Source organism: Salinicola lusitanus, assembly GCF_038648475.1.
Classification (GTDB): Bacteria; Pseudomonadota; Gammaproteobacteria; order Pseudomonadales; family Halomonadaceae; genus Salinicola; species Salinicola lusitanus.
Window position 1 is genome coordinate 2,471,553 of sequence record NZ_CP151919.1, and the last position, 25,283, is coordinate 2,496,835.

General features: G+C 64.9%; 25 protein-coding genes. 16 read left to right on the forward strand and 9 right to left on the reverse strand.

Features of this window, described 5'->3' with window-relative positions; genetic code table 11:
- Positions 1–225: 225 nt before the first annotated feature.
- From AAGT95_RS11190 to AAGT95_RS11200, 3 genes are read right to left on the reverse strand one after another with little or no spacing between them, the layout of a single operon-like run.
- Complete coding sequence (locus AAGT95_RS11190) at positions 226–1,689, reverse strand: M20 family metallopeptidase (RefSeq protein WP_342593832.1); 1,464 nt, start codon at positions 1,687–1,689, stop codon at positions 226–228.
- Between the two features lie 14 nt (positions 1,690–1,703).
- Positions 1,704–3,047 (reverse strand): amidohydrolase, encoded by a 1,344-nt coding sequence (locus tag AAGT95_RS11195; RefSeq protein ID WP_342593833.1) that lies wholly within the window; start codon positions 3,045–3,047, stop codon positions 1,704–1,706.
- A gap of 60 nt (positions 3,048–3,107) precedes the next feature.
- Complete coding sequence (locus AAGT95_RS11200; protein WP_110602939.1) at positions 3,108–4,643, reverse strand: AbgT family transporter; 1,536 nt, start codon at positions 4,641–4,643, stop codon at positions 3,108–3,110.
- A gap of 283 nt (positions 4,644–4,926) precedes the next feature.
- Here AAGT95_RS11200 and AAGT95_RS11205 point away from each other — a divergent pair, with 283 nt between their 5' ends.
- Entirely contained in the window at positions 4,927–5,832 is a 906-nt protein-coding gene (locus tag AAGT95_RS11205; protein WP_110602940.1) for a LysR substrate-binding domain-containing protein, read from the forward strand.
- Positions 5,833–5,855: 23 nt separating this feature from the next.
- Here the strand turns inward: AAGT95_RS11205 and AAGT95_RS11210 are convergent, their stop codons facing one another.
- Together AAGT95_RS11210 and AAGT95_RS11215 are read right to left on the reverse strand one after the other, a co-directional pair.
- Positions 5,856–7,136 (reverse strand): MFS transporter, encoded by a 1,281-nt coding sequence (locus tag AAGT95_RS11210; RefSeq protein ID WP_342593834.1) that lies wholly within the window; start codon positions 7,134–7,136, stop codon positions 5,856–5,858.
- 47 nt (positions 7,137–7,183) lie between these two features.
- Positions 7,184–7,462 carry a hypothetical protein gene (locus AAGT95_RS11215; protein ID WP_157958474.1) on the reverse strand — a complete coding sequence of 93 codons (279 nt, stop codon included), beginning with the start codon at positions 7,460–7,462 and terminating at the stop codon, positions 7,184–7,186.
- A 6-nt stretch (positions 7,463–7,468) separates the two neighbouring features.
- On the opposite strand from AAGT95_RS11215, the gene AAGT95_RS11220 reads away from it, so the two are divergent.
- Positions 7,469–8,830 (forward strand): MFS transporter, encoded by a 1,362-nt coding sequence (locus AAGT95_RS11220; protein ID WP_342593835.1) that lies wholly within the window; start codon positions 7,469–7,471, stop codon positions 8,828–8,830.
- A 40-nt stretch (positions 8,831–8,870) separates the two neighbouring features.
- Here AAGT95_RS11220 and AAGT95_RS11225 read toward each other — a convergent pair whose 3' ends face one another.
- Positions 8,871–9,536 (reverse strand): 2OG-Fe(II) oxygenase, encoded by a 666-nt coding sequence (locus AAGT95_RS11225; protein WP_342593836.1) that lies wholly within the window; start codon positions 9,534–9,536, stop codon positions 8,871–8,873.
- A 154-nt stretch (positions 9,537–9,690) separates the two neighbouring features.
- Positions 9,691–10,335, reverse strand: a complete 645-nt coding sequence (locus AAGT95_RS11230; protein WP_342593837.1) for a CoA pyrophosphatase — start codon at positions 10,333–10,335, stop codon at positions 9,691–9,693.
- A gap of 111 nt (positions 10,336–10,446) precedes the next feature.
- On the opposite strand from AAGT95_RS11230, the gene AAGT95_RS11235 reads away from it, so the two are divergent.
- Complete coding sequence (locus AAGT95_RS11235; protein ID WP_342593838.1) at positions 10,447–11,004, forward strand: NUDIX hydrolase; 558 nt, start codon at positions 10,447–10,449, stop codon at positions 11,002–11,004.
- Positions 11,005–11,013: 9 nt separating this feature from the next.
- On the opposite strand, the gene AAGT95_RS11240 is transcribed toward AAGT95_RS11235, so the two are convergent.
- Positions 11,014–11,343: an NGG1p interacting factor NIF3 gene (locus AAGT95_RS11240; protein ID WP_110602949.1), complete on the reverse strand. Its 330-nt coding sequence runs from the start codon at positions 11,341–11,343 to the stop codon at positions 11,014–11,016.
- Between the two features lie 327 nt (positions 11,344–11,670).
- Here AAGT95_RS11240 and AAGT95_RS11245 point away from each other — a divergent pair, with 327 nt between their 5' ends.
- From AAGT95_RS11245 to AAGT95_RS11305, 13 genes are all read left to right on the forward strand, one after another.
- Positions 11,671–11,976, forward strand: a complete 306-nt coding sequence (locus AAGT95_RS11245; protein ID WP_342593839.1) for a septum formation initiator family protein — start codon at positions 11,671–11,673, stop codon at positions 11,974–11,976.
- Positions 11,973–12,698 carry a 2-C-methyl-D-erythritol 4-phosphate cytidylyltransferase gene (gene ispD, locus AAGT95_RS11250; RefSeq protein WP_110602953.1) on the forward strand — a complete coding sequence of 242 codons (726 nt, stop codon included), beginning with the start codon at positions 11,973–11,975 and terminating at the stop codon, positions 12,696–12,698. Before AAGT95_RS11245 ends, ispD begins: the two co-directional genes overlap by 4 nt.
- Positions 12,695–13,180: a 2-C-methyl-D-erythritol 2,4-cyclodiphosphate synthase gene (ispF, locus tag AAGT95_RS11255; RefSeq protein ID WP_110602955.1), complete on the forward strand. Its 486-nt coding sequence runs from the start codon at positions 12,695–12,697 to the stop codon at positions 13,178–13,180. The genes ispD and ispF overlap by 4 nt, the downstream gene beginning before the upstream one ends.
- The gene (gene truD / locus AAGT95_RS11260) at positions 13,177–14,235 is read left to right on the forward strand and encodes a tRNA pseudouridine(13) synthase TruD (RefSeq protein ID WP_110602957.1); all 1,059 of its coding nucleotides are present in this window, start codon (positions 13,177–13,179) and stop codon (positions 14,233–14,235) included. Before ispF ends, truD begins: the two co-directional genes overlap by 4 nt.
- 36 nt (positions 14,236–14,271) lie before the next feature.
- The gene (gene surE / locus AAGT95_RS11265; RefSeq protein ID WP_110602959.1) at positions 14,272–15,024 is read left to right on the forward strand and encodes a 5'/3'-nucleotidase SurE; all 753 of its coding nucleotides are present in this window, start codon (positions 14,272–14,274) and stop codon (positions 15,022–15,024) included.
- 19 nt (positions 15,025–15,043) lie between these two features.
- Positions 15,044–15,679: a protein-L-isoaspartate(D-aspartate) O-methyltransferase gene (locus tag AAGT95_RS11270; RefSeq protein ID WP_232822287.1), complete on the forward strand. Its 636-nt coding sequence runs from the start codon at positions 15,044–15,046 to the stop codon at positions 15,677–15,679.
- Positions 15,676–16,596 carry a DUF368 domain-containing protein gene (locus AAGT95_RS11275; protein WP_342593840.1) on the forward strand — a complete coding sequence of 307 codons (921 nt, stop codon included), beginning with the start codon at positions 15,676–15,678 and terminating at the stop codon, positions 16,594–16,596. The genes AAGT95_RS11270 and AAGT95_RS11275 overlap by 4 nt, the downstream gene beginning before the upstream one ends.
- 52 nt (positions 16,597–16,648) lie before the next feature.
- The gene (locus AAGT95_RS11280) at positions 16,649–17,827 is read left to right on the forward strand and encodes a peptidoglycan DD-metalloendopeptidase family protein (protein ID WP_342593841.1); all 1,179 of its coding nucleotides are present in this window, start codon (positions 16,649–16,651) and stop codon (positions 17,825–17,827) included.
- A gap of 308 nt (positions 17,828–18,135) precedes the next feature.
- A complete protein-coding gene (gene rpoS, locus AAGT95_RS11285) occupies positions 18,136–19,110 on the forward strand; it encodes an RNA polymerase sigma factor RpoS (RefSeq protein WP_110602963.1) in 975 nt (324 codons plus the stop codon).
- Positions 19,111–19,419: 309 nt separating this feature from the next.
- A complete protein-coding gene (locus AAGT95_RS11290) occupies positions 19,420–20,892 on the forward strand; it encodes a TolC family outer membrane protein (RefSeq protein WP_342593842.1) in 1,473 nt (490 codons plus the stop codon).
- A gap of 177 nt (positions 20,893–21,069) precedes the next feature.
- Positions 21,070–22,155, forward strand: coding sequence for an alanine racemase (gene alr / locus AAGT95_RS11295; protein WP_342593843.1), 1,086 nt, complete (start codon positions 21,070–21,072; stop codon positions 22,153–22,155).
- 52 nt (positions 22,156–22,207) lie between these two features.
- Positions 22,208–23,122: an LpxL/LpxP family Kdo(2)-lipid IV(A) lauroyl/palmitoleoyl acyltransferase gene (gene lpxL / locus AAGT95_RS11300; RefSeq protein ID WP_110602968.1), complete on the forward strand. Its 915-nt coding sequence runs from the start codon at positions 22,208–22,210 to the stop codon at positions 23,120–23,122.
- A gap of 142 nt (positions 23,123–23,264) precedes the next feature.
- Positions 23,265–23,423 carry a DUF1328 domain-containing protein gene (locus AAGT95_RS11305; RefSeq protein ID WP_071231586.1) on the forward strand — a complete coding sequence of 53 codons (159 nt, stop codon included), beginning with the start codon at positions 23,265–23,267 and terminating at the stop codon, positions 23,421–23,423.
- A gap of 97 nt (positions 23,424–23,520) precedes the next feature.
- Here AAGT95_RS11305 and ettA read toward each other — a convergent pair whose 3' ends face one another.
- Positions 23,521–25,182 (reverse strand): energy-dependent translational throttle protein EttA, encoded by a 1,662-nt coding sequence (ettA, locus tag AAGT95_RS11310; protein WP_110709506.1) that lies wholly within the window; start codon positions 25,180–25,182, stop codon positions 23,521–23,523.
- Between the last annotated feature and the right edge of the window lie 101 nt (positions 25,183–25,283).

A 25,283-nucleotide genomic window follows, 5' to 3' on the forward strand; every position in this document is an offset into this window, starting at 1 on the left:
ATGGGTTGCTCCCTTGTTCAATCATGCAATGAAGCCGGGGGCATTTGGGGCGCAGCCCGAGGGAACCGGCCGGTTTCCGCGCGAGACGTTATGAAGAATCAAGCGCTTGGCGCCACCATGCCCCGAGGCTCGCGCCTAGCCTCGTGAAAGAAACGGCGCCACCATGACCGCGTGAATCGTGCGAGCGGATCCTGGTGGCGGATCGCGCTTTCGAGCCGTTCTCCGCTACCCCTTCAGGGGCGAGGGAGCGACGTCGTCCGGGATGGGGCAGCGGTAGGGCTCGCGTCGGGTCGCCCTGTCCAGCTCCGCCCGGGCCTCGGCCAGGGTGGCCGGATCCTGCATGAGCGCGACGGCGGTGCCGGCCATCACCTTGGCCGCCTGGAGCATGCCCTTGTGGCCCAGCGAGCTGCGCCCCTGGGCGACCACCTGCCAGGTGTGCAGCGGTGTGCCCAGGGCAAAGCAGTTGACGTAGCACTGGGCGGTCGGCACGACCCAACTGACGTCGCCGACATCGGTGGAGCCGTACATGAGCGCTTCGCTGGCACTGTAGGGGGCGAGGTCGTCGACCAGCGCCCTGTCGGCGAGCCCCTCGACGTAAGCCTCGCCAGCCTCACCCCCGGTTGCGACGATGTTGGCGTAGGTGGTGCGCAGGTCGTCGTCGCTGACCGTTGCCTTGATGCGCTCCCCGTAGGCGATCTCATCGGGATCGTGACGCGGCGGGCCGAACGCCTCGAACTGTGACTGCATCAGCCGCTCCAGGGTGCGATTGGGGCGGTAGCCCGAGCAGGCCTTGTCGAACGTCATCTCGACCCGGGTGCCGGTCATCAGCGCCGCGCCCTCGGCGATTTTCTGGATGCGTTCGAAGATCGCCTGGACATCGCTCATGCGCCGGGCGCGCATCAGGTAGAGCACCTCGGCGTCCGCCTGGACGACGTTGGGGGAGGCGCCACCGGTGCGAGTGATCGAGTAGTGCAGGCGTGCATCCGGCACGATGTGCTCGCGCAGATAGTTGGCGCCCACGTTCATCAGCTCCACCGCGTCCAGCGCGCTACGCCCGAGATGCGGCGAGTTGGCGGCGTGGGCGGAGGTGCCCTTGAACCGGAAGTAGGCCTGGATATTGGCCAGCGTCGGCGTCGAGAAGATGGCGTTGAACGCCTGTGGATGCCAGGTGAGCGCGGCGTCGACATCGTCGAACACGCCCTCGCGCACCATGAAGGTCTTGCCGGAGCCACCCTCTTCGCCGGGGCAGCCGTAGAAGCGCACGGTGCCGGAGAGCGCGTTGTCGGCCATGTAGTCACGCACGCCGACCGCGCCGGCCAGTGCGGCGACACCGAGCAGGTTATGGCCGCAGCCATGACCGTTGCCGTTGTCGATCAGGGGTTCGGCCCGGCTGGCTTCGCCGCGCTGGCTGAGCCCGGCCAGGGCGTCGTATTCGCCGAGCAGGGCGATGACCGGTTTGCCGGCGCCGTAGCTGGCGACGAAGGCGGTCTCGATGCCGGCGATGCCGCGTTCGACGCGAAAGCCCTCGGCTTCCAGCGCCGCGCTCAGCGTTGCCGCAGAGCGGGTTTCCTCGAACCGGGTCTCGGCCAGTTCCCATACCTGGTTGGCGTGGTCGATGAAGCGATGGCGCTTGTTCTCGATCAGGGTGTCGAGCTGCCGGGTGGTGGCGTCGGTCGCGGTTGCGTCCATGAAATTACCTCTCTTCAGCTCTTCTCGGAGTGTCGGCGAAGCGCCGGGGCGTCTGCCTGCAGGGCCAGATGGGCCAGGGTGTGGATGGCCACCGCCAGCACGTCCTCGTCGAAATCGAAGCATTGATGATGGTGGCCGGCGGCCAGCTCGGTGCCGAACACCATGTAGGTCGCCAGCCCGCCGCGTTCCCGCACGCGCTGCATCATGGTGGTGGCATCCTCGGAGCCGGAAGGGCGATTTTCGGTCGCGATCACGCTATCGATCCCGGGAAGAGCGGCGATGTGCGAGTGGATGAAATCGACCAGCGCCGGGCTCGGTTCGCAGTTGCGTGCTTCGCCGGCAAGGCGGTACGCCATCTCGACGTCCTGCATCGCCGCCGCGCCGCGCAGCACGGCCAGCGCTCGGCGTTGCATTTCCTCGTCGATCTCGCTGGTCTCGCCCCGGGTCTCGAGCTTGAGCGTGGCGGTGCCCGGCACCACGTTGCGGCCGCTGCCGGCGCTGAGCACGCCGACGTTGATGCGCGAGGCGCCGGCGCTGTGACGGGGGATGGCGTGCAGTCCCAGGGCGGCCTGGGCGGCGGCCAGCAGGGCGTTGTTGCCGGCTTCCGGATTGGCGCCGGCGTGGGCCGGCACGCCGGTGAAGGTGACATCGAGCTTGGTGGTGGCGAGATAGCCGTTGTGGCCGCAGACGACCGTTCCCTTGGGCACCCCGGTGCCGATATGGGTGGCGATGAAGATATCCACGTCATCGAGCACGCCGGCTTCGACCATCGATCTCGCGCCACGTACGCCTTCTTCCGCGGGCTGGAAGATCAGCTTGATCCGGCCGCTCAACTGCGCCTTGAGTTCGATGAACAGCCGCGCCAGCCCCAGCCCGATGGTGGTATGACCATCGTGGCCGCAGGCGTGCATCATGCCGGCGTTGCGGGAGGCGAACCCCTCGCGGGCGGGACGATGGTCGTCGGCCCGGGACTCCTCGAGATCGAGCGCATCGAGATCGACGCGATAGGCCAGCGTCGGCCCCGGTCGACCGGTCTCCAGATTGGCGACCACGCCGGTATAGCCGCCGGCAAGCGCGGGCAACCAGCGCGCCACGGCGCCCTGGTCGCGGGCGCGCTCCAGCGCCTGGGCCAGCACTTCGGGCTCGGGCACGCCCATGCGGCTGTCGGCGTCGATCACCTCGCGGCCGACACTGACGTCGTAGCCCAGCCGCTCGAGCTCCTCGGCAACGATCGAGGCGGTCCGGAATTCGACCCAGCCGGACTCGGCGTGATGGTGGAAATCCCTTCGCCACGCCTTCAACTGCGGTCTCAGCGCTTCGATCGCCGGGGCCAGTTCGAATTCGGTAACGGTACTCATGGTGTCGTTCTCCGCCTGTTGGATGTCTTCATGCCTTGTCTCCCACTCCGTCCCTCGGCGTCAGGACGGCAAGTAGGTGGTGATACCCGGACCGTAGGGAATTCCCAGCAGGTAGAACGCCGTCAGCAACAGGATCCAGATCCCCAGAAATGCCAGGGTGTAAGGCAGCATCAGCGACATCAGCGTGCCGAGGCCGGCGTTCTTGTCGTATTTCCGGATGAAGGTGAGCACCACGATCATGTAGGGGTTGAGCGGCGAGATGATGTTGGTCGAGGAGTCGGCGATGCGATAGGCGACCTGGACGAAGGCCGGGTGATAGCCGAGCTGCATGAACATCGGCACGAACACCGGGGCTTCCAGTGCCCACTTCGCCGAGCCGCTGAAGATCAGCAGGTTCATGCAGGCGGTGAAGACGATGTAGCAGAGGATGACCGGGAACCCGGTGAAGTCCATCGCGGTCAGCAGGTCGGCGCCGTTGACCGCGATCCAGGTACCGATATGCGTCCAGTTGAACCAGGCGATGAACTGCGAGGCGGCGAAGATCAGCACGATATAGCTGCCCAGGTCGCGCATCGCCTCGGCCATGTTCTCGGATACGTCGCGCGAGCGCTTGATGCGACCCACGGTGATGCCCCAGGTCACGCTGACGGTGATGAAGAAGAACAGGATGATCGGGATGATGCCGCTGAGAAACGGTGACGGAATCAGGCTGCCGTCCGGGCCGCGCAGCGGCGAGTTCGGCCAGAACAGCAGCGTGGCGATGGCGGCGACGTAAACCAGCGCGGCAATGCCGGCGTTGCGAAGGCCGCGGCGGGCGTTCGGCGGTTCGCTGCTCTCGACCTGCTCGACGTCGCCCCGGTAGCTGCCGAGGCGCGGCTCGATGACCCGCTCGGTGACGACGGCGGCCACGACGGTGAGCACGAAGACGGAGACACAGTTGAAGTACCAGTTGTCCACCGGGGTCACCGTCATGTCGGGGCTGACGATGCGGGCCGCCTCGGTGGAGATGCCCGACAGCAACGCGTCGGTACCGACGATCAACAGGTTGGCGGTGAACCCCGCGCCGGCGCTGGCGAAACCGAGCGCCAGGCCGGCGATCGGGTGGCGTCCCAGCGAGTGGTAGACCATCGCTGCCAACGGCGGCAGCAGGATCAGCGAGGCGTCGGAAGCGACATTCATCATGATTCCGGTGAAGGCGACGGTATAGGTCACCAGTCGCTTGGGTGCCGACAGAATGGTGTGGCGTACCAGGGTCTCCAGCAGCCCCAGCTTCTCGGCCAGACCGATCCCCAGCATCATCGACAGCACCAGGCCGAGCGGTGCGAAACCGGTGAAGTTATCGAGCATCGAGTCGAGAATGAACTGGATGCCCGGCGCCGAGACCAGGCTGCGAATCGCCTCCACCTCGCCACTGCCGGGATGCTCGACGGTGGCACCGGCGACGGCGAACAGTACCGATGCCACCAGCACGGCGGCAGCCAGCAAGACGAAGATCATGAAGGGATCGGGAAGCCGGTTGCCGAAACGCTCGATGGCGTTCAACAGTCGGATGGACAGCCGCGGACGAGCGGCGTCGCGAGACGCGGTCGCTGTCATGAGGGACTCCTGAGTCGGTTGTTGTCGACCGGCTGGACCGATCGTATGTTGTATCGCGCTGTTGTCTCTGCCTTGCCCGAGCCGACGGTCGATTGTGTTTGGGCCTGTTCATCCTAGACGCCGCGAGTCGCGTGGACAGGGTGAGCAGGACCTGAGGCGTCCGGCGTCAGGGCGAGTCGTTGTCATCGACCTCGAAACACAGTAGTGCCGGCTCGGGATCGGCAAAAGATGTCGATTACTTTTTGGTGATAACCTGCGGTAATCGCGCGAGTGGGGGCGTCCTGTGCATTATCCGATCAAACTTCATCAGATTCGGGCCTTCGTCGAAGTCTCCCGTCGCGGCAGCATCCGGGCGGCGGCGCGTGAGCTGGGGCTGTCCCAGCCGGGCCTGACCAAGGCCATTCGGGAACTGGAGGAGGGGCTGGGCGCGGCGCTGCTGGTGCGCACTTCCCGGGGCGTGACGCTGACCGACTCCGGGCGGGCCTTCGATCAACACGCCCATCTGATCATCGAAGAGCTGCGCCGGGCGCGGGAAAACGTGGAGCAGTTGAACGGGGTGCTGCGCGGGCAGATCGTGATGGGGGCGTCGGCCACGGTGGCACGCACGCTGCTACCTCAAGTGGTCGGGCGCTTCCGGCGGGAGCTGCCCAATGTCAGGTTGCGGGTGATCGAGGGGCAGCTGTCGTCGATGGTGGCGGGACTGCGCGATGGCGAGCTGGATTTCTCGATCAATACGCTCTCCAGCGGCGTGCTCGATAGCGATCTCGAGGCGCTACCGCTGTTTTCGACGCCTTTCGTCGTGGTTCTGAGACGGGATCACCCCAAGGCCGGCGCCCGCCGGTTGAAGGAGTTAATCGACTGCGACTGGGTGCTGCCGACGGCGCGCAGCGGCTATTACGCCGATCTTGCCGACACCCTGGAACGTCACGGCTTCTCGCGTGACCAGGTCAGCGTGGTGTGCGACTCCTTCACCACCTCGCTCAACCTGATCCAGCACAGCGAGATGGTCGGCGCCTTTGCCGCGCAGATGACCGCCCAGCACGGCATGGGCGAACTGATGGAGCTGACCCTGGACGACTCGCTGCCGCTGGCGACCTTCCACATGATCAAGCGCCGCGGGGTGCCGCTGACACCGGTGGCAGCGCGACTGGCCAAGCTGTTCGAGTACGAGAGCCGGGGGGCGGAGTGATGCTCGCCGGCTTCTCCCTCGGATTATGCCGACTTGCCCGCGGACACCACGGGCGACGGCGCCATCGGCTCCTCCTCGACGTCTTCGAGGCGGTCGGTGCGCCGCAATACCGGAAAGCGCCACATCCACAGCCCGACGATCGCCAGCGTTCCTACCGAGCCGATGACCGCTGCCGGCACGGTGCCGAACCAGGAAGCGGTGACACCGGACTCGAACTCGCCGAGTTCGTTGGAGGCACCGATGAACAGCATGTTGACGGCGTTGACCCGGCCGCGCATCTCGTCGGGCGTGGCGAGCTGCAGCAGCGTCAGACGCACGTAGACGCTGATCATGTCGGCGGCACCGGCGATCAGCAGGGCGCCGAACGAGAGCCAGAACCAGTGCGAGAGCGCGAACACGAGATTGGCGATGCCGAACACCGCCACCGCGGCAAACATGATCAGCCCGGCGTGTCGCTTGATCGCCCTGACGCCGAGATAGAGCCCCATCAGGAAGGCGCCGATGGCAATCGAGCTGCGCAGCGCGCCGAGGCCCTCCGGGCCGACGTGAAGGATTTCGTGGGCGTAGACCGGCAGCAGCGCGACGATCCCCCCGAACAGCACGGCGAACAGGTCCAGCGAGATGACGCCCAGGATGACCGGCTTGTTGCGGATGTAGTGGATCCCGGCGGTGAAGCGCTGCCAGGCGGTATCGTCGGTCTGGACCCGTTCGAACGCGTAACGCACCGGCACGCCGGCCAACGCCAGTTGGGCAATGACGAAGCAGCCGAGGTTGACGCCATAGGTGAGCGTCGGGCCGAAGGCGTAGAGCAGACCGCCGAGCATGGGCCCGCCGATGACGCCTATCTTCATGATCGATGAGTTGACGGCAATCGCCTTGCCCAGCTGGTCACGCGGCACGATCTGCGGCAGCAGGCTCTGCAGCGTCGGCCCGGTGAAGGCTCGGGCGGCACCGAACAGCACCAGCACCGCGTAGAAAGGCGCTGCCGAATCGGGCTGGTGGAGCGAGAGCAGGATCAGCAACACGCTGCAGAGCGCTTGGGCGGCCCAGCTGAGTTGCAGGATCCGCTTGCGATCGAAGCGGTCGACCACGTCGCCGGCGGGCAGCAGCAGAACGATCATCGGCAGGAACTGGGCCAGGCCCACATAGCCCAGTGTCAGCGGATCGTGGGTAATGTCGTAGACCTGCCATGCCACCACGATCGCCTGGATCTGCATGGCAAAGACCGCGCAGAGGCGCGAGGCAAGAAAGGGGACGAAACCGGGCTGACGATTAACGGGATTGTCGGCGATGTCTGCGGGCATGGTGTCCTGGGCGTGAGGCAGGGGAGGCGGGTTAGCGTGCTAATGGCTCAGCATACGCCGTTTCCTGCCAAAAAGCCGCTGACACTCCATTGCCCGGTCGCGACAGGCGTGACTTCGATACCGGTTCGTATCGTCAGACGGCCATTTTGGATAACGCCAGGTAATGACGAAGGCAGGCGTTGCCCCAAAGCGGCGCGATAGCCCTTTTTCAGCCGCTTTTTCGACTTCTTTTGGCGCAGGGCCGGGCGTATAGTGCGCTCGCTTCCGGCTGTCGCGATCGCTTCCTCCCGCTGCCGGCCGATCTGAATTTCAGGCTCGAGGTCCAAGGTTTTATGTCTCGGCAGTTACTCTCCATGGCGCTGGCACCCCTGCTCGGCCTTTTCATCCTGGGCATCGGCAACGGCTTTCTGGCGTCGCTGATCACCCTGCGTCTGGACGCGGCGGGAGAGTCGGTCACTACCATCGGCTGGGTCTCGGCCGCCTACTACATCGGGCTGGCGATCGGCGCGCTGTTCAACGATCGGCTATTGCTGCGGATCGGCCACATTCGTGCCTACGCCTGCTTTGCGTCGCTGGTGGCTGTCACCGTGCTGCTGCAGGGGCTGTGGCTCAACGCGCCGCTGTGGTTCACGCTGCGCCTGATCGGCGGGTGGGCGACACTGGGTGTCTATCTGGTCATCGAAAGCTGGTTGCTGACCGCGGCGGATACCCGCGTACGCGGCCGTCTGCTGGCGCTCTACATGATCGCGCTCTACGGCGCCGGGGTCATCGGGCAGTTGCTGCTGGGCGTGGCGGACCGCGCCGGTGCCAGCCAGCCGTTCATGGTCATCGCCATGCTGGCGTCGCTGTCGGTGTTGCCGCTGGGCATGATCCCGCGGGTCTCTCCGCTCATCGAGCACGCCGAGCCGCTGTCGCCGTGGCGGTTGATCACGGTGACGCCGACCGGGGTAATGGGCTGCTTCGGTTCCGGTCTGGCAGTGTCGGCCATCTATAGTCTGCTGCCGCTCTATCTTCAGCGCAGTGGTTTCGAGGTGCAGCAGATCGGCGAGATGATGGCGATCGTGATTCTTGGTGGGATGCTGCTGCAGTATCCCATCGGGCGCTGGTCGGACCGACACGACCGTCAGATCGTGCTGATCATGATCGGCGTGGTGCTGGCGGTACTGTGTGGCGGCGTGATCCTGCTGCCCAACCTGCCGGGATTGCTCGCGGCGATGCTGTTCCTGGTGGGCGGCGGGGTGTTCGCGATCTATCCGGTGGCGGTGAGCCACGCCGCCGACCGCGCCCCGGCCGGCGCGCTGGTGCGGATGAGTCAGGGGCTGTTGCTGATCAACGCCCTGGGCGCCACCCTCAGCCCGCCGCTGATCACGCCACTGATGATTCATGTCGGCAATGTCGGGCTGTTCGTGGCGCTGGCCGGGCTGGGCGTGGCGCTGGTGGTCTTCTTCGTCTGGCGCCGGAGCCGGCGCCCGGCGCCGGTCCCGGTGGCACCGTTCACCTCGAATCCCCAACAGTCGGTGGTGGGGGCCGAACTCAGCGTGACCGACGAACTGGTGCAGGGAGCGATCGAGCACGAGCACCAGGAGGATCTGTCGCAGGTGGTTCCTGACGTGGAGACGGCGCTGCCGGACGATGTCGTGGCAGCCGATGGCCACAACGATCAGGTTACTACCGCCTCGGCGAGCGAGCGGTAGGCCACTCGGCGTCGGGCCTGGATACCGGGTTGCCGGGCGCCTAGCGCGCCGGGTCGATCACGCCGCCCAGCGACGCGTTGCGGCGAAACCAGCCGGCGATACTGAGCCGGGGCTGCCGGGTCGGGAGCACTTCGTGGGGGATCCTGTCGGATAGAAAACAGGCGAAAGTGCCCGCTTGCGGCTGAACGCGTGCCACTTCGCGATCGGTCTCCTGCGCATCGTAGAGCACCATCTCGCCGCCGCCGTCCGCCGGCCACTCCGGATTGAGGTACAACACCGTGGAGATGACGCGGTTGGCCCGGCCCCGAAAGCTGTCGTAATGCTTGCGGTAGAACGCTCCCGGTGGATAGAGGGCGAAGTGGGCCTCGAACTCGAACAGTCCGGCGTAAAGGGCGACGTTGATCTGTTGCTGGAGTTCGCTCATCAGCGTCAGGTAGCGACGCTGGGCCAGGCTCTCCCGATCCAGCCAGTGGATCGCGTCGCCACGGATGTCGCGTCGCAGCGTGCGCTCGTCGCCGCGGCCGATGGCCGCCTCCTGAAGTGCCTGGCGCTGGTGCAGTCGCTCCATGTCATCCCGCAGTCCCTGGCACAGGCCCGGGTCGAGAAACCCTTCACCGACATACCAGCCGCACTCCACCAGGCCGTCGATCAAGGTGACCAACTGGGCGTTGTCCCAGAAGGCGTCGTGGGCGTCGTTGGGTGTCATGGATGACTCACTCGGCAAGCTAGGGCCTGTTCACAGTATACGCCGCGAGGCGTTGTTACGAGCCAAGCGCTCGCACCCGCCACAACCCCTGGCTCGCGTCCAGCCTCGCGAGAAAACCGGCTCCGTCGCGGCGCGTGGATAGCGTGCACAGGCCCTAGCTCGAACGATCGGGGCGCGCGGCAACGGAGCGACGGCGCTGGGGGTGATAGCGCAATTCGCCCTGGGCGGGCTTGCGATCCAGGGCGATGTCGCATTCGAAGCCGACGGCCAGCAGCTCGACCAGCATCATGGCGGACAGCCCCCAGATCGTGCGGCCCTCGAACGGGTAGCTGGGAACGTACCAGGATTGATCGTCGACCGGGATCACATCGGTGTGGCTGCGACAGTCATCGAGGAAGTGGCGTAGCGGCACCTCGAAGATCGCCTCGATCTCGCCCGGTTCCGCCACCAGCGGCAGGTCCGGCGCGATCACGCCGACGAAGGGGGTCACGCGCAGGCCGTAGAGCGAGAAGACGTCGCTGAGCCGACCGATGATCTCGACCCGCTCCGGCGCGAGTGCAATCTCCTCCCGGGTTTCCCGCAGAGCGGTGGTGAGTAGGTCGCTGTCCTCGGGCTCCCGCTTGCCCCCCGGAAAGGCGACCTGGCCGGCATGCTGGGCGAGGTGGGCGGTGCGCTGCGTGAACAGCAACGTGGGCTCGGCTCGGGCGACGATCGGCAGCAGGACCGCTGCCTGGGGATGAACACCGCTTAAGCGACTTGGGCGATGTGCTTGCAGGCGCTCGCGGAGTTTCTCTAACATGCGCTTTCGACTCCCTGTTGGCAGGCGCGCCGGCCGGCGCTGTCTGGCGTTCCCGCGAGGCGCCGTCGTTCGGGGCTCCCCCCGCTCGATGACCTCCGAATTCGAGGCGCTATGAACTACTGTAGCCACTGCGGTCACACCGTGCGTTTTGCGATTCCCGATGGCGACGATCGTCCGCGATTCCTGTGCGATGCCTGCGGCACCGTCCATTACCAGAATCCGCGCATCGTGGCCGGCACGCTGCCGGTGGCCGGTGAGCGCATCCTGCTGTGTCGCCGGGCCATTTCGCCGCGCAAGGGGTTCTGGACGCTGCCGGCGGGTTTCATGGAAAACGCCGAAACCGTGGAGCAGGCGGCGCTGCGTGAGACCCGCGAGGAGGCCTGCGCCATCGTCGCCGAGCCGACACTGTATACGCTGATCAGCCTGCCGCACATCAATCAGGTCTACATGATTTTTCTGGGCGATCTCGATGGCGATTTCGCGGCCGGGCCGGAGAGCCTTGAAGTCGAACTGTTCGAGGAGACGCAGATCCCCTGGGACGAACTCGCTTTCCCGACCATCGAGCGCACGCTGCGCCACTTCTTCGACGATCGGCGACGAGGTACCTTCGAACTGCATCTTAGCCAGATCGGCCGGGAAGAGCGGGAGCGTTACTTCGGTTCCGCCTAGCGCCCGCGCTCAGGCCTCGGGCAGCGAGGCCAACGAACTCAGCGGCCACACGTCGTAGGCGGGCTCCTCGTAGGGGTGTGACTCGACCAGCGCGGCGACCGCCGCGCGGATGCGATGATCCTCGCAGACCAGTTCGACCCGATACTCCTCGACCGTTTCCAGCGCGCCCGTCTTCCCGATGTGGGGAGTGGCGCCTTCCAGCGGACGAAACTGGCCCTCTCCCCGGACCTGGAAACAGCACGCCTCGTAATCGCCGATTCTTCCGGCGCCGCTGGCGAACACCGCCGACTTGACGCTTTCCAGGTGGGACTCGGGAACGAAGAACGCCAGCTTGTACATGAGGGTCGTCTAATCCGGTTTGTGCCGTGACGGTGGGCCGCGTGCGGCGATGATGGCATAATGCCCTGCGCTCCGACAGTGGTCAGGCGCGCCCCTGATCTCCGGGGGGGCGGCCTGTTGCGCTCTGTCTGAAAAATGCCTGCGCTCGCCCATACGGCGTTAAAAATTGACGCAAAATGCTCATTTACACCTCGTAAACTCCGCTTTTTCGTCAATTTTTGCCTTGTCTGGCCATCGCTCGCCGATTTTTCAGACAGAGCTTGGGAACGCACCGTCCGAAATGAATCGTGCCGATCGGAAACCTTGGCGATGTGGAAATGGGTCATTGTGGTATTGGTTGTCATGCTGGGGCTGATGCAGTACCGGCTGTGGTTCGGCGAGGGCGGCATTCGGGAGTTCAATGATATTCAGGCTCGCGCCGATACGCTGGAAGGGACCACCGATACGCTCAAGGCGCGCAATGACCGCCTTGCCGCCGAAGTCGTCGATCTCAAGAACGGCCTCGATGCCATCGAGGAGCGCGCCCGCAGCGACATCGGCATGGTTCGGCAGGACGAGCAGTTCTTCTGGGTGCCCGGTGTCGACAGCCCCGGCAACGGCCCCGCCGCCAGCACGGGGGTAGTGCAGCCATGACGCTATGGTTGATCGTGCCCGCCGCCGGCCGCGGCCAGCGCATGCAGGCCGACCGTCCCAAGCAGTACCTTACCCTGCAGGGGAGAAGTGTGCTGGCGCGAACGCTGGAACGCCTGCATCAGGCCTTTCCCGAGGCCGTGCTGCGCCTCTGTTTGGATCCCGACGACGAGTACTTCGACGCCGAAGACGTGCCGTTCGACCGCTGGCTGCGTGTCGGTGGCGGCGACGAACGCGCCGATACGGTGGCGCGCGCGCTGACCACCCTGGCCGAGGAAGCCGCCGACGACGACTGGGTCATGGTGCACGATGCGGCGCGACCCTGCGTGCGGATCGAGGATCTACGTGCCCTGCAGGGGGCGCTCGAGGACGAGGCGATCGGGGCGCTGCTGGCCACGCCGGCGGCCGATACCATGAAGCGCGCCGATGCGTGGGGCCGTATCAGTCACACCGAGCCCCGTGATGGCTTGTGGCATGCGTTGACGCCGCAGGTCTTTCGCTTCGATCTGCTGCGCCAGGCGCTGGACGCCGCCCGGGCGACCGGGGTCAAGGTAACCGACGAAGCCTCCGCGATCGAGGCGCTGGGCCTGGCGCCGCGGCTCGTTACCGGCAGCCGCGACAATCTCAAGATCACGCATCCCGAGGATCTGGCCATGGCCGCGCGAATTCTGGCGCTGCAGGCCGAGACCTCGGCGGACGCACTCGACCAGGGAGTCGAAGCATGAGTTTCAGAATCGGCCACGGCTTCGATGTGCACCGTTTCGGCGACGGCGATCATCTGATGATCGGCGGCGTTCGCGTGCCCTTCGATCACGGTTTCGTCGCCCACTCGGATGGCGACGTGCTGCTGCACGCGATCAGCGATGCGCTGTTGGGTGCCTGCGCGTTGGGCGACATCGGACGTCACTTCCCGGATACCGATCCGGCCTGGAAGGGTGCCGACAGCCGGGCGCTGCTGCGGCACGTCGTCGGGCTGGTTCGTGAGGCCGGCTACCGAGTCGGCAATCTCGACGCCACGCTGATGGCCCAGGCACCGCGGATGGCCGAATGGATTCCGCGTATGCGCGAAGCGATCGCTGCCGATGTGGGAATCGAGCTGGGGGCGGTCAACGTCAAGGCGACGACCACCGAACGTCTCGGCTTCACCGGGCGCGGTGAGGGGATTGCGGCGGAAGCGGTGGTGCTGCTGGTCGCGGACGCCAAATGAGTGACCCGGTGTCGTCATCGATCGCTTGGCCGCCAGCCTGGCACTACCTGGCGGGAGCGCCCGCGACGGCTGGCGACTACCGCCAGAGCCCGGAAGAGTTCCAGGTCGAGGAGGTGTTCGATTTCATTCCGGAGGGGCAGGGCGAGCACTGGTGGTTGTGGGTGGAAAAGCGCGGCATGACGACGCCTGACCTGGCCCGACTGCTTGCCCGGGCCGTCGACATTCCGGTGCGGGACGTCGGGTTCAGCGGTCTCAAGGATCGCGACGCGGTGACGCGGCAGTGGTTCTCGTTAGCGCTACCGGGACGCGAACCGCCGCCGGACTGGGAGGCAGGGCTCGTCGAGCGAGGTGTCACCTGCCTCCAGGCAGTCCGGCACCCGCGCAAGCTGAAGCGCGGCGTGCACCGGGCCAACCGCTTCCGGTTGAGGATCGGCGGAGAGGCCAGTGTGTCGTCGGCTACCCACGAGCGCTGGGACCGGCTGGTACAGCTAGGCGTACCCAACTATTTCGGCCCCCAGCGCTTCGGCCCGGAGGGGCGTAATCTTTTTCGCGCCCGGCAACTGCTGGCCCGAGGCTGGCGCAAGCGGCAGGACCCGCACGGGCTACTGCTTTCCACGGCCCGGAGCTATCTTTTCAACAGTGTACTGTCGGCGCGGGTCGCCGATGGTACCTGGTGCGTGCCTCAGCCCGGCGACGTCCTCAACCTGGAAGGCACCGCGAGTCGCTTCGCTGCGACGGAGATCGACGACGCGCTGCTCGCGAGGGCGGAAGCTGGCGATCTGCACCCGACGGGCCCACTCTGGGGACGGGGTCGGCTGGAGAGCCTGGGCGAGGTGGCCGAGCGGGAAATCCGCATCGCCGCCGGCTGCCCCGACCTGGCCGAGGGGCTGGTGCAGGCGGGGGTGAACCATGAGCGGCGACCGCTACGGCTGCGGCTCAAGGAGCCCGAGTGGCAGACGGATGGCGACGCCGCCTGGCTCTCGTTCTCGCTGCCACGAGGTGCCTTCGCCACGTCGGTGCTCAGGGAGCTGTTCCGGCATCCGACCCTGGTCTGACCCACCGGCCCGACGCTCGAGGAGGAAGGAGAAGAGATGCGCAGACTATTGCTATCCAACGACGATGGGGTGCATGCACCGGGGCTGAAAGCGCTGGCGCTGGCGCTCGAGGGGCACTCGCGACTGCGGGTCGTGGCGCCCGATCGCGACATGAGCGGTGCCAGCAATTCGCTGACGCTGACACGGCCGCTGGCGTTGACCGCAATGGACTCCGGGTTCTATAGCGTCGACGGCACGCCCGCGGACTGCGTCTATCTCGGCGTCAACGGGGTGTGGGACGAGAAGCCCGACCTGGTGATCTCCGGGATCAATCATGGCGGCAACCTGGGCGACGATGTGCTCTATTCCGGAACCGTTGCCGCCGCCATGGAGGGGCGCAACCTAGGGATGGCCGCCATCGCGATCTCGCTTTGCGGGCAGCGCCATTTCGAGACCGCCGGCCGGGTGGCGGCCAGCCTCGTCGGTGCGGCGGAGAACCTCTCGCTGCCGCCGCGCAGCCTGCTCAACGTCAACGTGCCGGACCTGCCGTGGAGCGAAGTCCGGGGATTCCGCGTGACTCGGCTGGGATACCGGGGGCCGGCCTCCCAGCCGATTCACATCAAGGATCCACGTGGGCGCGATCGCTACTGGATCGCCGCGGTCTCCGAAAACGCCGATGATGGCCCGGACACCGACTTCGCGGCGATCGAGGCGGGTTTCGTCTCGATCACGCCACTGCAGACCGATCTAACCCGTCACGAGACGCTGAACGATGTACAGGGCTGGCTTGATGGATTGTCACACGCCTGAGGAACTCAGCGGTGTCGGCATGACATCGCAACGAACTCGCAATCGCATGGTCGAACGTCTGTCGATCGGCGGGATCCGTCACTCGGGGGTACTGGAGGTGATGGCGGCGGAACCCCGCCACCTGTTTCTCGACGAGGCGCTGGCGCATCGTGCCTATGAGGATACGTCGCTGCCACTGGGGCTGGGGCAGACCCTGTCCCAGCCCTGGGTCGTCGCCCGGATGAGCGAACTGGTGGCGCTGGCCGAGCCGCAGCGCGTGCTGGAGATCGGCACGGGGTCCGGTTACCAGACCTTGATTCTGTCGCGCCTGGTCAAGAGCGTCTGGAGCGTCGAGCGTATCGCCGCGTTACAGGCCCGCGCCCGCCAGCGGCTGACGCGGCTCGGCGCGCATAACGTCAATCTGCGCCATGCCGACGGCGGCATGGGGTGGCCGCAGGCGGCGCCGTTCGACGTCATCCTGTTGACGGCCTGCGCCAGCGAGCTGCCGCAGGCGTTGCTGTCCCAGTTGCGCGACGGCGGCATCCTGATCGCGCCGCTGGCGGACGCGGAGGGACGGCAGTGGCTGACCCGGGTGCGTCGGCGTGGCCTGGCGTTCGATCATCAGCGTCTCGAAGAGGTGCGTTTCGTACCATTGCTTGAGGGAGTCATTCGTTGAAACGCATCGCGAAAATCGTATTGAAGGGGATGGGGATGGGCGCCGCGGATGCCGTTCCGGGCGTTTCCGGCGGGACCATCGCGTTGATCGTGGGGATCTACGAGGAGCTGATCGAGACCATCAGGCGTTTCGGTCCGGGGGCCTTCGGCGTCTGGCGCGAGCGGGGTCTTGCCGGCCTGGTCTCCTATCTCAACCTGCGTTTTCTGATCCCGCTGGTGCTGGGGATCGGTATCAGTCTGGTGACGATCGCGCACCTGGTGACCTGGCTGATGGCCCATCATCAACTGTTGCTCAATGCTTTCTTCTTCGGGTTGGTGCTGGCGTCGGCCTGGGTGGTGATGCGTCAGGTCGGCCATTGGCGCTGGCGCTATCTGCTCCCGGTGATGCTGGGTCTCGTGCTGGCCGCGTTCCTGCCGCGTCTGCTGCCCGACATGAGCCAGGCTGGCGATGCGACGCTGTTCGTGGCCGGCGCGATCGCCATCAGCGCCATGCTGCTGCCCGGCGTGTCGGGCAGCTTCCTGCTGCTGGTGATGGGGCTCTACGGCACCGTGATGAACGGCATCAAGAGCTTCGACCTCGGGCTCATCGCGATCTTCGGTGCCGGTTGTCTGCTCGGCTTGTTCACCTTCTCCCGTCTACTGTCCTGGTTGTTGCGCCACCACCATGCCATGACGCTGATGACGATCGTCGGTTTCATCCTGGGTTCGTTGCCGCAGTTGTGGCCCTGGCGGCAGATCGCCAGCTATCGCATGGCCGCCGACGGACAGCAGGTGGCCCTTGCCTACCATTACCTGGCTCCGGCGGACTACGCCGCCGTCACCGGGCAGCCCTCCCAGGGGTTGCTGGCAGCGGCATTGATCCTCCTCGGTATCGTGGTGGTAATCTGCCTGGGAGAGCGTAGAGAGGTCACGACCTGACGCGTGTCGTCATCACCTCCGGATTTCTCGTTCCGAAAAAGGACTTCATCTCATGAGTAAGCGTCGCACTGCACTGTTACTGGGGCTCGTACCGCTCGTCGCCGTCGGCTTGAGTGCCTGCACCACCTCGAGCGGACGGCCACAGGTCCAGGACCTCTCCATCAGTCGTAACAGCGAGACACCCTCGACCTATACGGTGAAGAGCGGCGACACCATCTACGGGATCGCCTGGCAGAATCGTGTCGACTTCCGCGACCTGGCTCAACTCAACGGCATCTCCCCTCCCTACCGCCTGGAGCCGGGTCAGCAACTGAGGTTGCAGTCCGGGGCGAGTGTCGCCGGTGGGCAAGCCATTGCCAGCAGCGGTTCCAGCCGGGGCGGAGTAACGGCCACCGGGCTAGGTGCCGCAAACGGCAACGGGGCCCAGAGCGCCTCTGGCGACGATAATCCCTCCTGGCTGCTGCCGTCCGACGGTGGTAGCGGCAGTGCCGCTGGCGGGCAGGTCGCAGGGCAGGGCAGCGGACAGGCGGCGAGCGGCGGCTCGTCTCCCGGACCTGTCTACGCCCAGAGTGGCGCTGCCGATGGCGCTCGCAACGACACTTCATCCGCGAACGCGGCCCAGGGCGGCTCAGCTGCCAGCGCGGGAGATCGCGGTACCAGTGCCGGCGGTCAGGCGGCGGGCGCGGCAGGGGGCGTTGCCTCCACCGCCGGGAAGAGTGACACCGGATCGTCATCTTCTTCTGCTTCACTCGGTGGTGGTAGCACGAAAACGGCCACTGGCGCGGACGCCGGCACGGAAGTCGCCGGCGAACCGAGCGGTGCCCCGGATCGTTCCGACAGGACTTACAAGCCGGTCGAGAACGTGCCTTGGCAGTGGCCGGCAAACGGGCGACTGGTGGGCAAGTTCGATGACGATTCGAACATCACTCCCGGCATTGATATTGCCGGACAAAAGGGGCAACCTGTCAAAGCAGCCGGACCAGGGATTGTGGTGTATGCCGGCGACGGCGTGCGGGGATATGGCAATCTCATCATCCTCAAGCACAATGATCGCTTCTTGAGCGCTTACGCACACAACGACTCGTTGAAGGTAAAAGAGAACGATGTCGTTGAGGCCGGAGAGACGATAGCTACCATGGGGCAGACGGATGCTGACCAGGTCCAGCTACATTTCGAGGTTCGCGTGAACGGACAACCTCAAGACCCACTCAAATACCTGCCTGCGCGCTGATCCTGCATTGGCGCCTCCAGACTGCGGTGCGGAAACCCGACACGTCGTTCGTTTCCGCGCCTGGCCTGGGTTGCTGTGGAGAGACCAACCCGAAACCGTTATTCATGGACGCATCCGAACAGCCACGCTCGACCTAGCTCGGTAGAGTGGATGTCGGGGCGCCGCTGGCGCCGGAAAGAGAGTCCCAGATAGCGGGACCATGGCCTCTTCGTCAGGGAAGTTAACAAGACTGCAAGGAATACGCGGTCGCCATGGCGCGCTGTCGTCGTGGCGAGGTACTCAGGAAGCCAAGATTGGGGGTAGTGGACATGAGCATGCTTGAACGGGAAATTCAGGATGTTGAGCTCGACGATGTCGATACCGCGGAGGTCGATAGCGATAACACGGGTCGCAAGGATGATGAAGATGCCTTCGAAAAGGCGTTGAACCGTGAAGAGAACTCCTACCACCACAGCCTCGATGCGACACAGATCTATCTCAACGAGATCGGCTTTTCGCCGCTGCTGACCCCGCAGGAAGAAGTGCATTACGGCCGTCTCGCCCAGAAAGGGGATCCGGCCGGGCGCCAGCGCATGATCGAATCCAACCTGCGCCTGGTGGTCAAGATTGCCCGACGTTACCTGAACCGTGGGTTGTCGCTTCTCGATCTGATCGAGGAGGGTAACCTGGGACTGATTCGCGCCGTGGAGAAGTTCGATCCTGAGCGCGGTTTTCGCTTCTCGACCTACGCCACCTGGTGGATTCGCCAGACCATCGAGCGGGCCTTGATGAACCAGACGCGCACGATTCGTCTGCCGATTCATGTGGTCAAGGAGCTCAATATCTATCTGCGGGCCGCCCGCGAATTGACCCAGAAGCTCGATCACGAGGCCACGGCCGAGGAGATCGCCGAGTTTCTCGACAAGCCGGTCAGCACCGTCAAGCGCATGCTGGGGCTCAACGAGCGCGTCTCCTCGGTCGACTACCCCATGGGCGCCGAGAGCGACAAGCCACTGATCGATACGCTGGCCGACGAGAACGAGGTCGGCCCGGAGTCCAATCTGGTCGATGACGACGTCAAGCAGCACGTCGACGAGTGGCTGGTCGAGTTGAGCGACAAGCAGCGGGAAGTCGTGCTGAGACGCTTCGGCCTGCGGGGGCACGAAGCCGCCACGCTCGAGGAGGTCGGCGAGGAGATCGGACTGACGCGAGAGCGTGTGCGCCAGATTCAGGTCGAGGCGCTCAAGAAGCTGCGCCGGATGCTGGAAAAGCAGGGGTTGTCGATGGACTCGATTTTCGAGTGAGGCGACCGCTGCGGTGCATTCCGAGCGGAAATGGTCGTGAACGCCGATCGGGCTATTGATCCGGTCGCATACATGCGGCATTGTATGTAAACCTCGAGCCGAGGCGTCAGCAGAGTGCTGGCGCCTCGGTCGTTTGTTGTATGGTTCCGGATGACGTCGACACCTCTCGGCGTCTCGAGTCCGCCAGAAAACAGCCATGATTTGGGTAGCTGGGCGATGCCGAGAGTGGTTCCGGCTGGTGCACGCCGGCATGGACTCGCGTGGTCGGCTTGGTGTCGTCTTCAGTGCCCAACGATAGGAAATGTCCCGATGTCGCCTCTCATTTCGTTGCCGTCGCGCTCCCCCCTGCGACATGCCATTTCGCTGCTGGTCGTGGCAGCGTTCGCTCCCGCGGCTCACGCGGCGGATCTGTTGACCATCACGCAGGACGCGCTGGAGCATTCGGCGACATTGAACTCGTCACGCTCGACGTTCAAGAGCACCGAAGCCGGGCAGGACGTGGAGCGGGGCGATCTGCTGCCCCAGATCAGCGCCACCGGTAGCGTCTATCGCTACAATTCGCTGGAAAGCCAGAGCTATGCCGGCGCCAGTGTTAGCCAGGGCGGCGCGGTGGGGAGTGGCACGAGCTCCTCCGAAGACTACAACGGCACCAGCCTGGGCGTGAACGTGACGCAGGCGCTGTTCGACGCCACCAACTGGTACGAATACCAGCAGAGCAAGAAGCAGGTTGGCCAGCAGGCGCTGCAGTTGGAGATCGATCAACAGCAGTTGCTGTATGACGTCTCCGAGGCGTATTTCGAGATTCTGCGCGCCAAGGAAGTCCTGGACGCGCGTCAAGCCCAGGAGAAGGCGATCGGTCGCCAGCTCGAACAAGCCAATGAGCAGTTCAACGTTGGCCTGGTGGCGATCACCGATGTCAACGAAGCCAAGGCCGCCTTCGATTCGGCCCGAGCCCAGCGCATCGCTGCCAAGAACGACCTGCAGGTGAGTTTCGAGACGCTGGAGCGCCTGACCGGGCAGCAGTACGCCAGTATCGCCAGCCTGGACGACGAATTGCCCATTCAACCGCCTGCGCCGGCCAATCGCGACGATTGGGTCGACATGGCCCTGTTGAGCAGCCCCTCCATCCAGTACGCCCAGGCCGCGGTCGATTTGGCCAAGTCTGGCGTCGATATCGCCCGGTCCGGCCATCTGCCGACACTGGATGCCTTCGCGGACTACTCCTACTCGGATAACGATCGCGATGAGCTGCGGGGCCACAACGAGGATGTCCAGGTCGGCGTGCAGGCCAATCTCCCGATCTATACCGGCGGTTCCACCAGTGCCTCGGTGCGGCAGAACACCTACTCCCTGGAAGCGACGCAGTACGATTTCGAGGATCAGCGTCGCTTCACGACGCAGCAGGTTCGCTCGCTGTTCACTCAGGTGAGTAACGACGTCGAGTCGGTCGATGCGCAACGCGAGGCCATCGTCTCCAGTCGCAGCGCGCTGGAAGCGACCCGCGCCGGCTACGAGGTCGGGACGCGCAACATCGTCGACGTGCTGGATGCGGAGCAGTCGCTTTACGAATCGATCTCCGACTATGCCGATGCCCGCTATACCTACGTCACGGATCTGCTCCAACTGAGGCAGCAGGCTGGCGTGCTCAGTCTCGAGGTGATTCGCGGCACCAATCGCTGGCTGAGTGACAGCAAACCTGTGTCGCTGACATCGGTCGACGATGGCGACATGTCGGCGGTGGACGATATCGGCAAGCGCCCCACGCCGCCATCCATGCCCTGATACTCCCGCCGTCAGGAAATCCGGGTTCGACGCCGCTGCCACGGCAGCGGCGTCGCCGTTCCGGACGTCGCTATCCGAAGCAGTTTGCTGCCGCGCGCGTTCCCGAACGCGGTAAAATGGCGAGACTCAGCCGGTGGTAGGTGCCGGTTTTCGTCTGCTTGTCCCGAAGGAATCGTCATGGCCCGGCCCCTCATCGCCGACATCGATCTCGGTGCGTTGTGCCACAACTACGCCGTCGCCCGCGAGCTTGCGCCTCACAGCCAGGCCATGGCGGTGATCAAGGCCAATGCCTATGGCCATGGAGCCGTGGCCTGCGCCAAGGCGCTGGCGGCAGTGGCGCCGGCGTTTGCCGTGGCGTCGCTGGAAGAAGCCGAGAGTCTGCGTGACAGCGGCATCGTGCAGCCAATACTGCTGCTGGAAGGCATCTTCGACGCCGACGAACTGGCACGTGTCGAGGCGCTGGGACTCTGGCAGGTGGTGCATAGCGACTGGCAACTGAATGCCGTGTTGAACTACTCTCCCGCGCGGCCCCAGACTGTGTGGCTGAAGCTCGATTCGGGGATGCATCGGCTCGGTTTCGACCCGGCCGCATTTCTCGATCGCTGGGCCAAACTGCAGGCCGCCCGCGATCGTGTCCAGAACCTCCATCTGATCAGCCATTTCGCCAGTGCCGACCAGGACGATCCGTCCCAGTTCGAGCGTCAGCGGCAGACCATCGAATCCGTGAGCCAGCAGTTGGCTGCACCGTTGTGCATTGCCAACTCACCCGCGACGCTGGCCAAGCCCAGTACGCATGGCCAATGGAATCGGCCCGGTATCATGCTCTACGGCAGCAATCCGCTCGAGGGCACATTGCCGGGCGGCCTGACGCTTAGGCCGGTGATGACACTGCGATCGCGTCTGATCGCCGTCCAGACGTTGCCGAAGGGAGAGCCGGTGGGGTATGGCGGTCGGTGGTGCACCTCTCGGCCGGCGCGGATCGGCGTCGTCGCCGCCGGTTATGGCGACGGCTATGACCGGCATGCCGCCGATGGCACGCCCGTGCTGGTCGATGGACAGCGCTGTCCGCTGGTCGGGCGTGTTTCCATGGATATGCTGACAGTGGACATCAGCCATCTGCCCGACGCCGGAGTGGGCAGCGAAGTGGTGTTGTGGGGCCGGGGTCTCGGTGTCGACGAGGTTGCCAGGCATTGCGACACCATCGGCTACACCCTGCTCACCGGCGTGCTGCCGCGCGTGCCGCGGCGGTATCTGGCGCCCTGACGCCACACCTTTTCGCTACACTGGCCGGCATCTACAAAGAATCGGAAGGGACATGCCAAAGAAAGTCTATCCTGCCAACCACGCCCATCCTCGTTACTGGGGTGCCTGGCTCGGCATCGGGTTGATGCGGGCGGGCGCGCTGCTGCCCTGGCGCCTCAAGCTGGCGCTGGGTCGAGGCATCGGATTGCTGAGCTGGAAGCTCGCCAAGCGGCGTCGCCATATCACCGACACCAATCTGGCGCTCTGTTTCCCTGAGCTCGACGATCGACAACGCGCGGAGCTGGTCAGGAAGACCTTCGTCGCCAACGGGATCGGCATCCTCGAGACGGCGACCGGCTGGTGCCGCGACCCCGAACACCTGCGCCACCGCGTGACCTTTCGCGGTACCGAGCACATGGAGCGCGCCATGGCGCAGGGAAAGGGCGCGCTGATCATCGGGATTCATTTCTCCACGCTCGATTTGGGTGGCGCGCTGCACTCACTGTTCTTCCCCGCCGACGTGGTTTATCGGCCCCATGACAACCCGGTTTTCGAGGACTTCATGACGCGTGCGCGGCGCGGAATCTTCGGTGCGGCCATCGATCGCCACGATCTTCGTGGCGTGGTCCGCAGGATCAAGTCGGGTCACGCGGTCTGGTATTCGCCGGATCAGGACTTTGGCCGCGAGGCGAGCGTGTTCGCGCCTTTCTTCGGCGTCCCCGCCGCCTCGATCAAGCTGACCGCCAAGATCGCCCGAATGACCGGCGCGCCGGTAATGCCGCTGATGTTTCATCGCAATCCGGACAACCGTACCTACACCCTGGAATACCTGCCGCCCCTGAAAGACTTCCCCAGTGGAGACGATGTGGCCGATGCGGCACAGGTCAACGCCTTCATCGAGCAGGCGATTCGTCGTCATCCAGAGCAGTATCTCTGGCTGCATCGACGATTCAAGACGCGCCCGCCGGGCGATAGTTCATTCTATTGAACGGGTTATTGCACGCGGAACTTGACGAAAGTGCGGCGAGCGACAAGGCTTAGACTGTCCTCATGGAACGAGAGGGCGGTTTGCCGAAAAGGCGAGAAAGCCGGATCGGCAAGTCCAACAGGCCAGCACAGGAAGAGTTGCCATGCTTAGCTACGCCGTGATTTTTCTTATCGTCGCCATCATTGCCGGAGTCTTGGGGTTCGGGGGTATTGCCGGTGCCGCCGCGACGATCGCCAAAGTGTTGTTCGTGATTTTCCTGATTCTCTTCGTCGTTTCGCTGATCCGGGGAAGAGGGCGCTGAGACTCGCCACGGGCGAGCGTCATCGTCACCAACAAATACCCCGCCTGGATGGCGGGGTATTTGCGTATTGGGTCGGCAGCGTGAAACGGTTTGTCTTTCAGGCGTCGATGCGCTTGTATTTCATTCGCTTCGGCGTGTCATTGCCCACTCGCTTGTGGTAATCCGCTTCATAGTCGGTGTAGTTCCCCTCGAAGAAGACCACCTTCGAATCTCCCTCGTACGCCAGGATATGCGTCGCGATGCGGTCGAGGAACCAGCGGTCGTGTGAGATGACCAGCGCGCAGCCAGGGAAGGCCAGCAAGGCTTCTTCCAGTGCCCGCAGCGTCTCGATGTCGAGATCGTTGGACGGCTCATCCAGCAGCAGGACGTTGGCCGCCTGCTTGAGCGTCTGCGCCAACTGAAGGCGGCCTCGTTCGCCGCCCGAGAGATCGCTCAAGCGCTTCTGCTGGTCGGTGCCCTTGAAGTTGAAGCGGCCGACATAGGCGCGGGAAGAGACCTCGTAGCCATTGATATTGAGGATGTCCTGGCCATCGGAAACCGCTTCCCACACCGTCTGGGTATTGTCGAAGTGATCGCGTAGCTGTTCGACATAGGCGACGTCGACGGTATCGCCGAGCACGACTTCGCCGCCATCGGGTTGCTCCGTGCCGGCGATCAGCTTGAACAGCGTCGACTTGCCCGCCCCGTTACCGCCGACGATGCCGACGATGGCGCCGGTCGGTACCTGGAAGGAGAGGTTGTCGAACAGCATCTTCTCGTCGAAGCGCTTGCTGACGTCGTGGAACTCGATGACCTTGTCGCCGAGCCGCGGCCCCGGCGGAATGTAGATCTCGTTGGTCTCGTTACGCTTCTGGTAGTCCCCGGACTGCAGCTCCTCGAAGCGGTTGAGACGCGCCTTGCTCTTGGCCTGGCGACCCTTGGCATTCTGGCGGACCCACTCCAGCTCCTGCTTGATCGCGCGCTGGCGCCCGGCTTCCTGCTTGGCTTCCTGCTCGAGCCGTTTCTCCTTGGACTCGAGCCACTGGGAGTAGTTGCCTTCGAAGGGAATGCCGTGGCCGCGGTCGAGTTCCAGGATCCAGCCGGCGACGTTGTCGAGAAAGTAACGATCGTGAGTGATTGCGACGACCGTGCCGGGGTAGTCGTGGAGGAAGCGCTCGAGCCAGGCCACCGATTCGGCGTCGAGGTGGTTGGTCGGTTCGTCGAGCAGCAGCATGTCGGGGCTGGACAACAGCAGGCGGCACAGTGCCACGCGGCGGCGCTCGCCTCCGGAGAGGTTGGCGACGCTCGCCTCCCACGGCGGAAGGCGCAGCGCTTCGGCGGCCACTTCCAGCTTGCGCTCGATATTGTGGGCGTCGGCTGCCTCGATGATATTCTCCAGCCGGGCCTGCTCGGCGGCCAGGGCGTCGAAGTCGGCATCCGGCTCGGCATAGGCGGCATAGACCGCTTCGAGCTGCTCCTGGGCTTTCTTGACTTCGCCAAGCGCCTCTTCGACGATCTCGCGGACGTTCTTGTCATCGTCCAGCGCCGGCTCCTGTGGCAGGTAACCGATGTTGAGCCCTGGCATCGGGCGCGCTTCGCCGTTGTGTTCGGTGTCGACGCCGGCCATGATGCGCAGCAGCGTCGATTTCCCCGAGCCGTTGAGGCCGAGCACGCCGATCTTGGCGCCGGGGAAGAAGGATAGCGAGATGTCTTTGAGGATCTCGCGCTTCGGGGGGACGACCTTGCCCACCCGGTTCATGGTGTAAACGTATTGCGCCATGGAAATCCGGTTATGTGTCGCGGTGGATAGAAACAGCGAGTCAGCGCTGGAGCGCCCGTCGGCCGGGCGCGGCCTGGATGAAGAAGGGTAAACCAGTCATG

What these genes read in the sequence shown, in the direction of transcription:
- AAGT95_RS11210 (WP_342593834.1), bottom strand. Translation starts at nt 7,136, where the DNA reads ATGCCCGCAGACATCGCCGACAATCCCGTTAATCGTCAGCCCGGTTTC.
- AAGT95_RS11225 (WP_342593836.1), bottom strand. Translation starts at nt 9,536, where the DNA reads ATGACACCCAACGACGCCCACGACGCCTTCTGGGACAACGCCCAGTTG.
- AAGT95_RS11280 (WP_342593841.1), top strand. Translation starts at nt 16,649, where the DNA reads ATGAGTAAGCGTCGCACTGCACTGTTACTGGGGCTCGTACCGCTCGTC.
- rpoS (WP_110602963.1), top strand. Translation starts at nt 18,136, where the DNA reads ATGAGCATGCTTGAACGGGAAATTCAGGATGTTGAGCTCGACGATGTC.
- AAGT95_RS11200 (WP_110602939.1), bottom strand. Translation starts at nt 4,643, where the DNA reads ATGACAGCGACCGCGTCTCGCGACGCCGCTCGTCCGCGGCTGTCCATC.
- alr (WP_342593843.1), top strand. Translation starts at nt 21,070, where the DNA reads ATGGCCCGGCCCCTCATCGCCGACATCGATCTCGGTGCGTTGTGCCAC.
- AAGT95_RS11190 (WP_342593832.1), bottom strand. Translation starts at nt 1,689, where the DNA reads ATGGACGCAACCGCGACCGACGCCACCACCCGGCAGCTCGACACCCTG.
- surE (WP_110602959.1), top strand. Translation starts at nt 14,272, where the DNA reads ATGCGCAGACTATTGCTATCCAACGACGATGGGGTGCATGCACCGGGG.
- lpxL (WP_110602968.1), top strand. Translation starts at nt 22,208, where the DNA reads ATGCCAAAGAAAGTCTATCCTGCCAACCACGCCCATCCTCGTTACTGG.
- AAGT95_RS11270 (WP_232822287.1), top strand. Translation starts at nt 15,044, where the DNA reads ATGACATCGCAACGAACTCGCAATCGCATGGTCGAACGTCTGTCGATC.
- AAGT95_RS11195 (WP_342593833.1), bottom strand. Translation starts at nt 3,047, where the DNA reads ATGAGTACCGTTACCGAATTCGAACTGGCCCCGGCGATCGAAGCGCTG.
- ispD (WP_110602953.1), top strand. Translation starts at nt 11,973, where the DNA reads ATGACGCTATGGTTGATCGTGCCCGCCGCCGGCCGCGGCCAGCGCATG.
- AAGT95_RS11235 (WP_342593838.1), top strand. Translation starts at nt 10,447, where the DNA reads ATGAACTACTGTAGCCACTGCGGTCACACCGTGCGTTTTGCGATTCCC.
- AAGT95_RS11305 (WP_071231586.1), top strand. Translation starts at nt 23,265, where the DNA reads ATGCTTAGCTACGCCGTGATTTTTCTTATCGTCGCCATCATTGCCGGA.
- ispF (WP_110602955.1), top strand. Translation starts at nt 12,695, where the DNA reads ATGAGTTTCAGAATCGGCCACGGCTTCGATGTGCACCGTTTCGGCGAC.
- ettA (WP_110709506.1), bottom strand. Translation starts at nt 25,182, where the DNA reads ATGGCGCAATACGTTTACACCATGAACCGGGTGGGCAAGGTCGTCCCC.
- AAGT95_RS11220 (WP_342593835.1), top strand. Translation starts at nt 7,469, where the DNA reads ATGTCTCGGCAGTTACTCTCCATGGCGCTGGCACCCCTGCTCGGCCTT.
- AAGT95_RS11240 (WP_110602949.1), bottom strand. Translation starts at nt 11,343, where the DNA reads ATGTACAAGCTGGCGTTCTTCGTTCCCGAGTCCCACCTGGAAAGCGTC.
- AAGT95_RS11290 (WP_342593842.1), top strand. Translation starts at nt 19,420, where the DNA reads ATGTCGCCTCTCATTTCGTTGCCGTCGCGCTCCCCCCTGCGACATGCC.
- AAGT95_RS11230 (WP_342593837.1), bottom strand. Translation starts at nt 10,335, where the DNA reads ATGTTAGAGAAACTCCGCGAGCGCCTGCAAGCACATCGCCCAAGTCGC.
- truD (WP_110602957.1), top strand. Translation starts at nt 13,177, where the DNA reads ATGAGTGACCCGGTGTCGTCATCGATCGCTTGGCCGCCAGCCTGGCAC.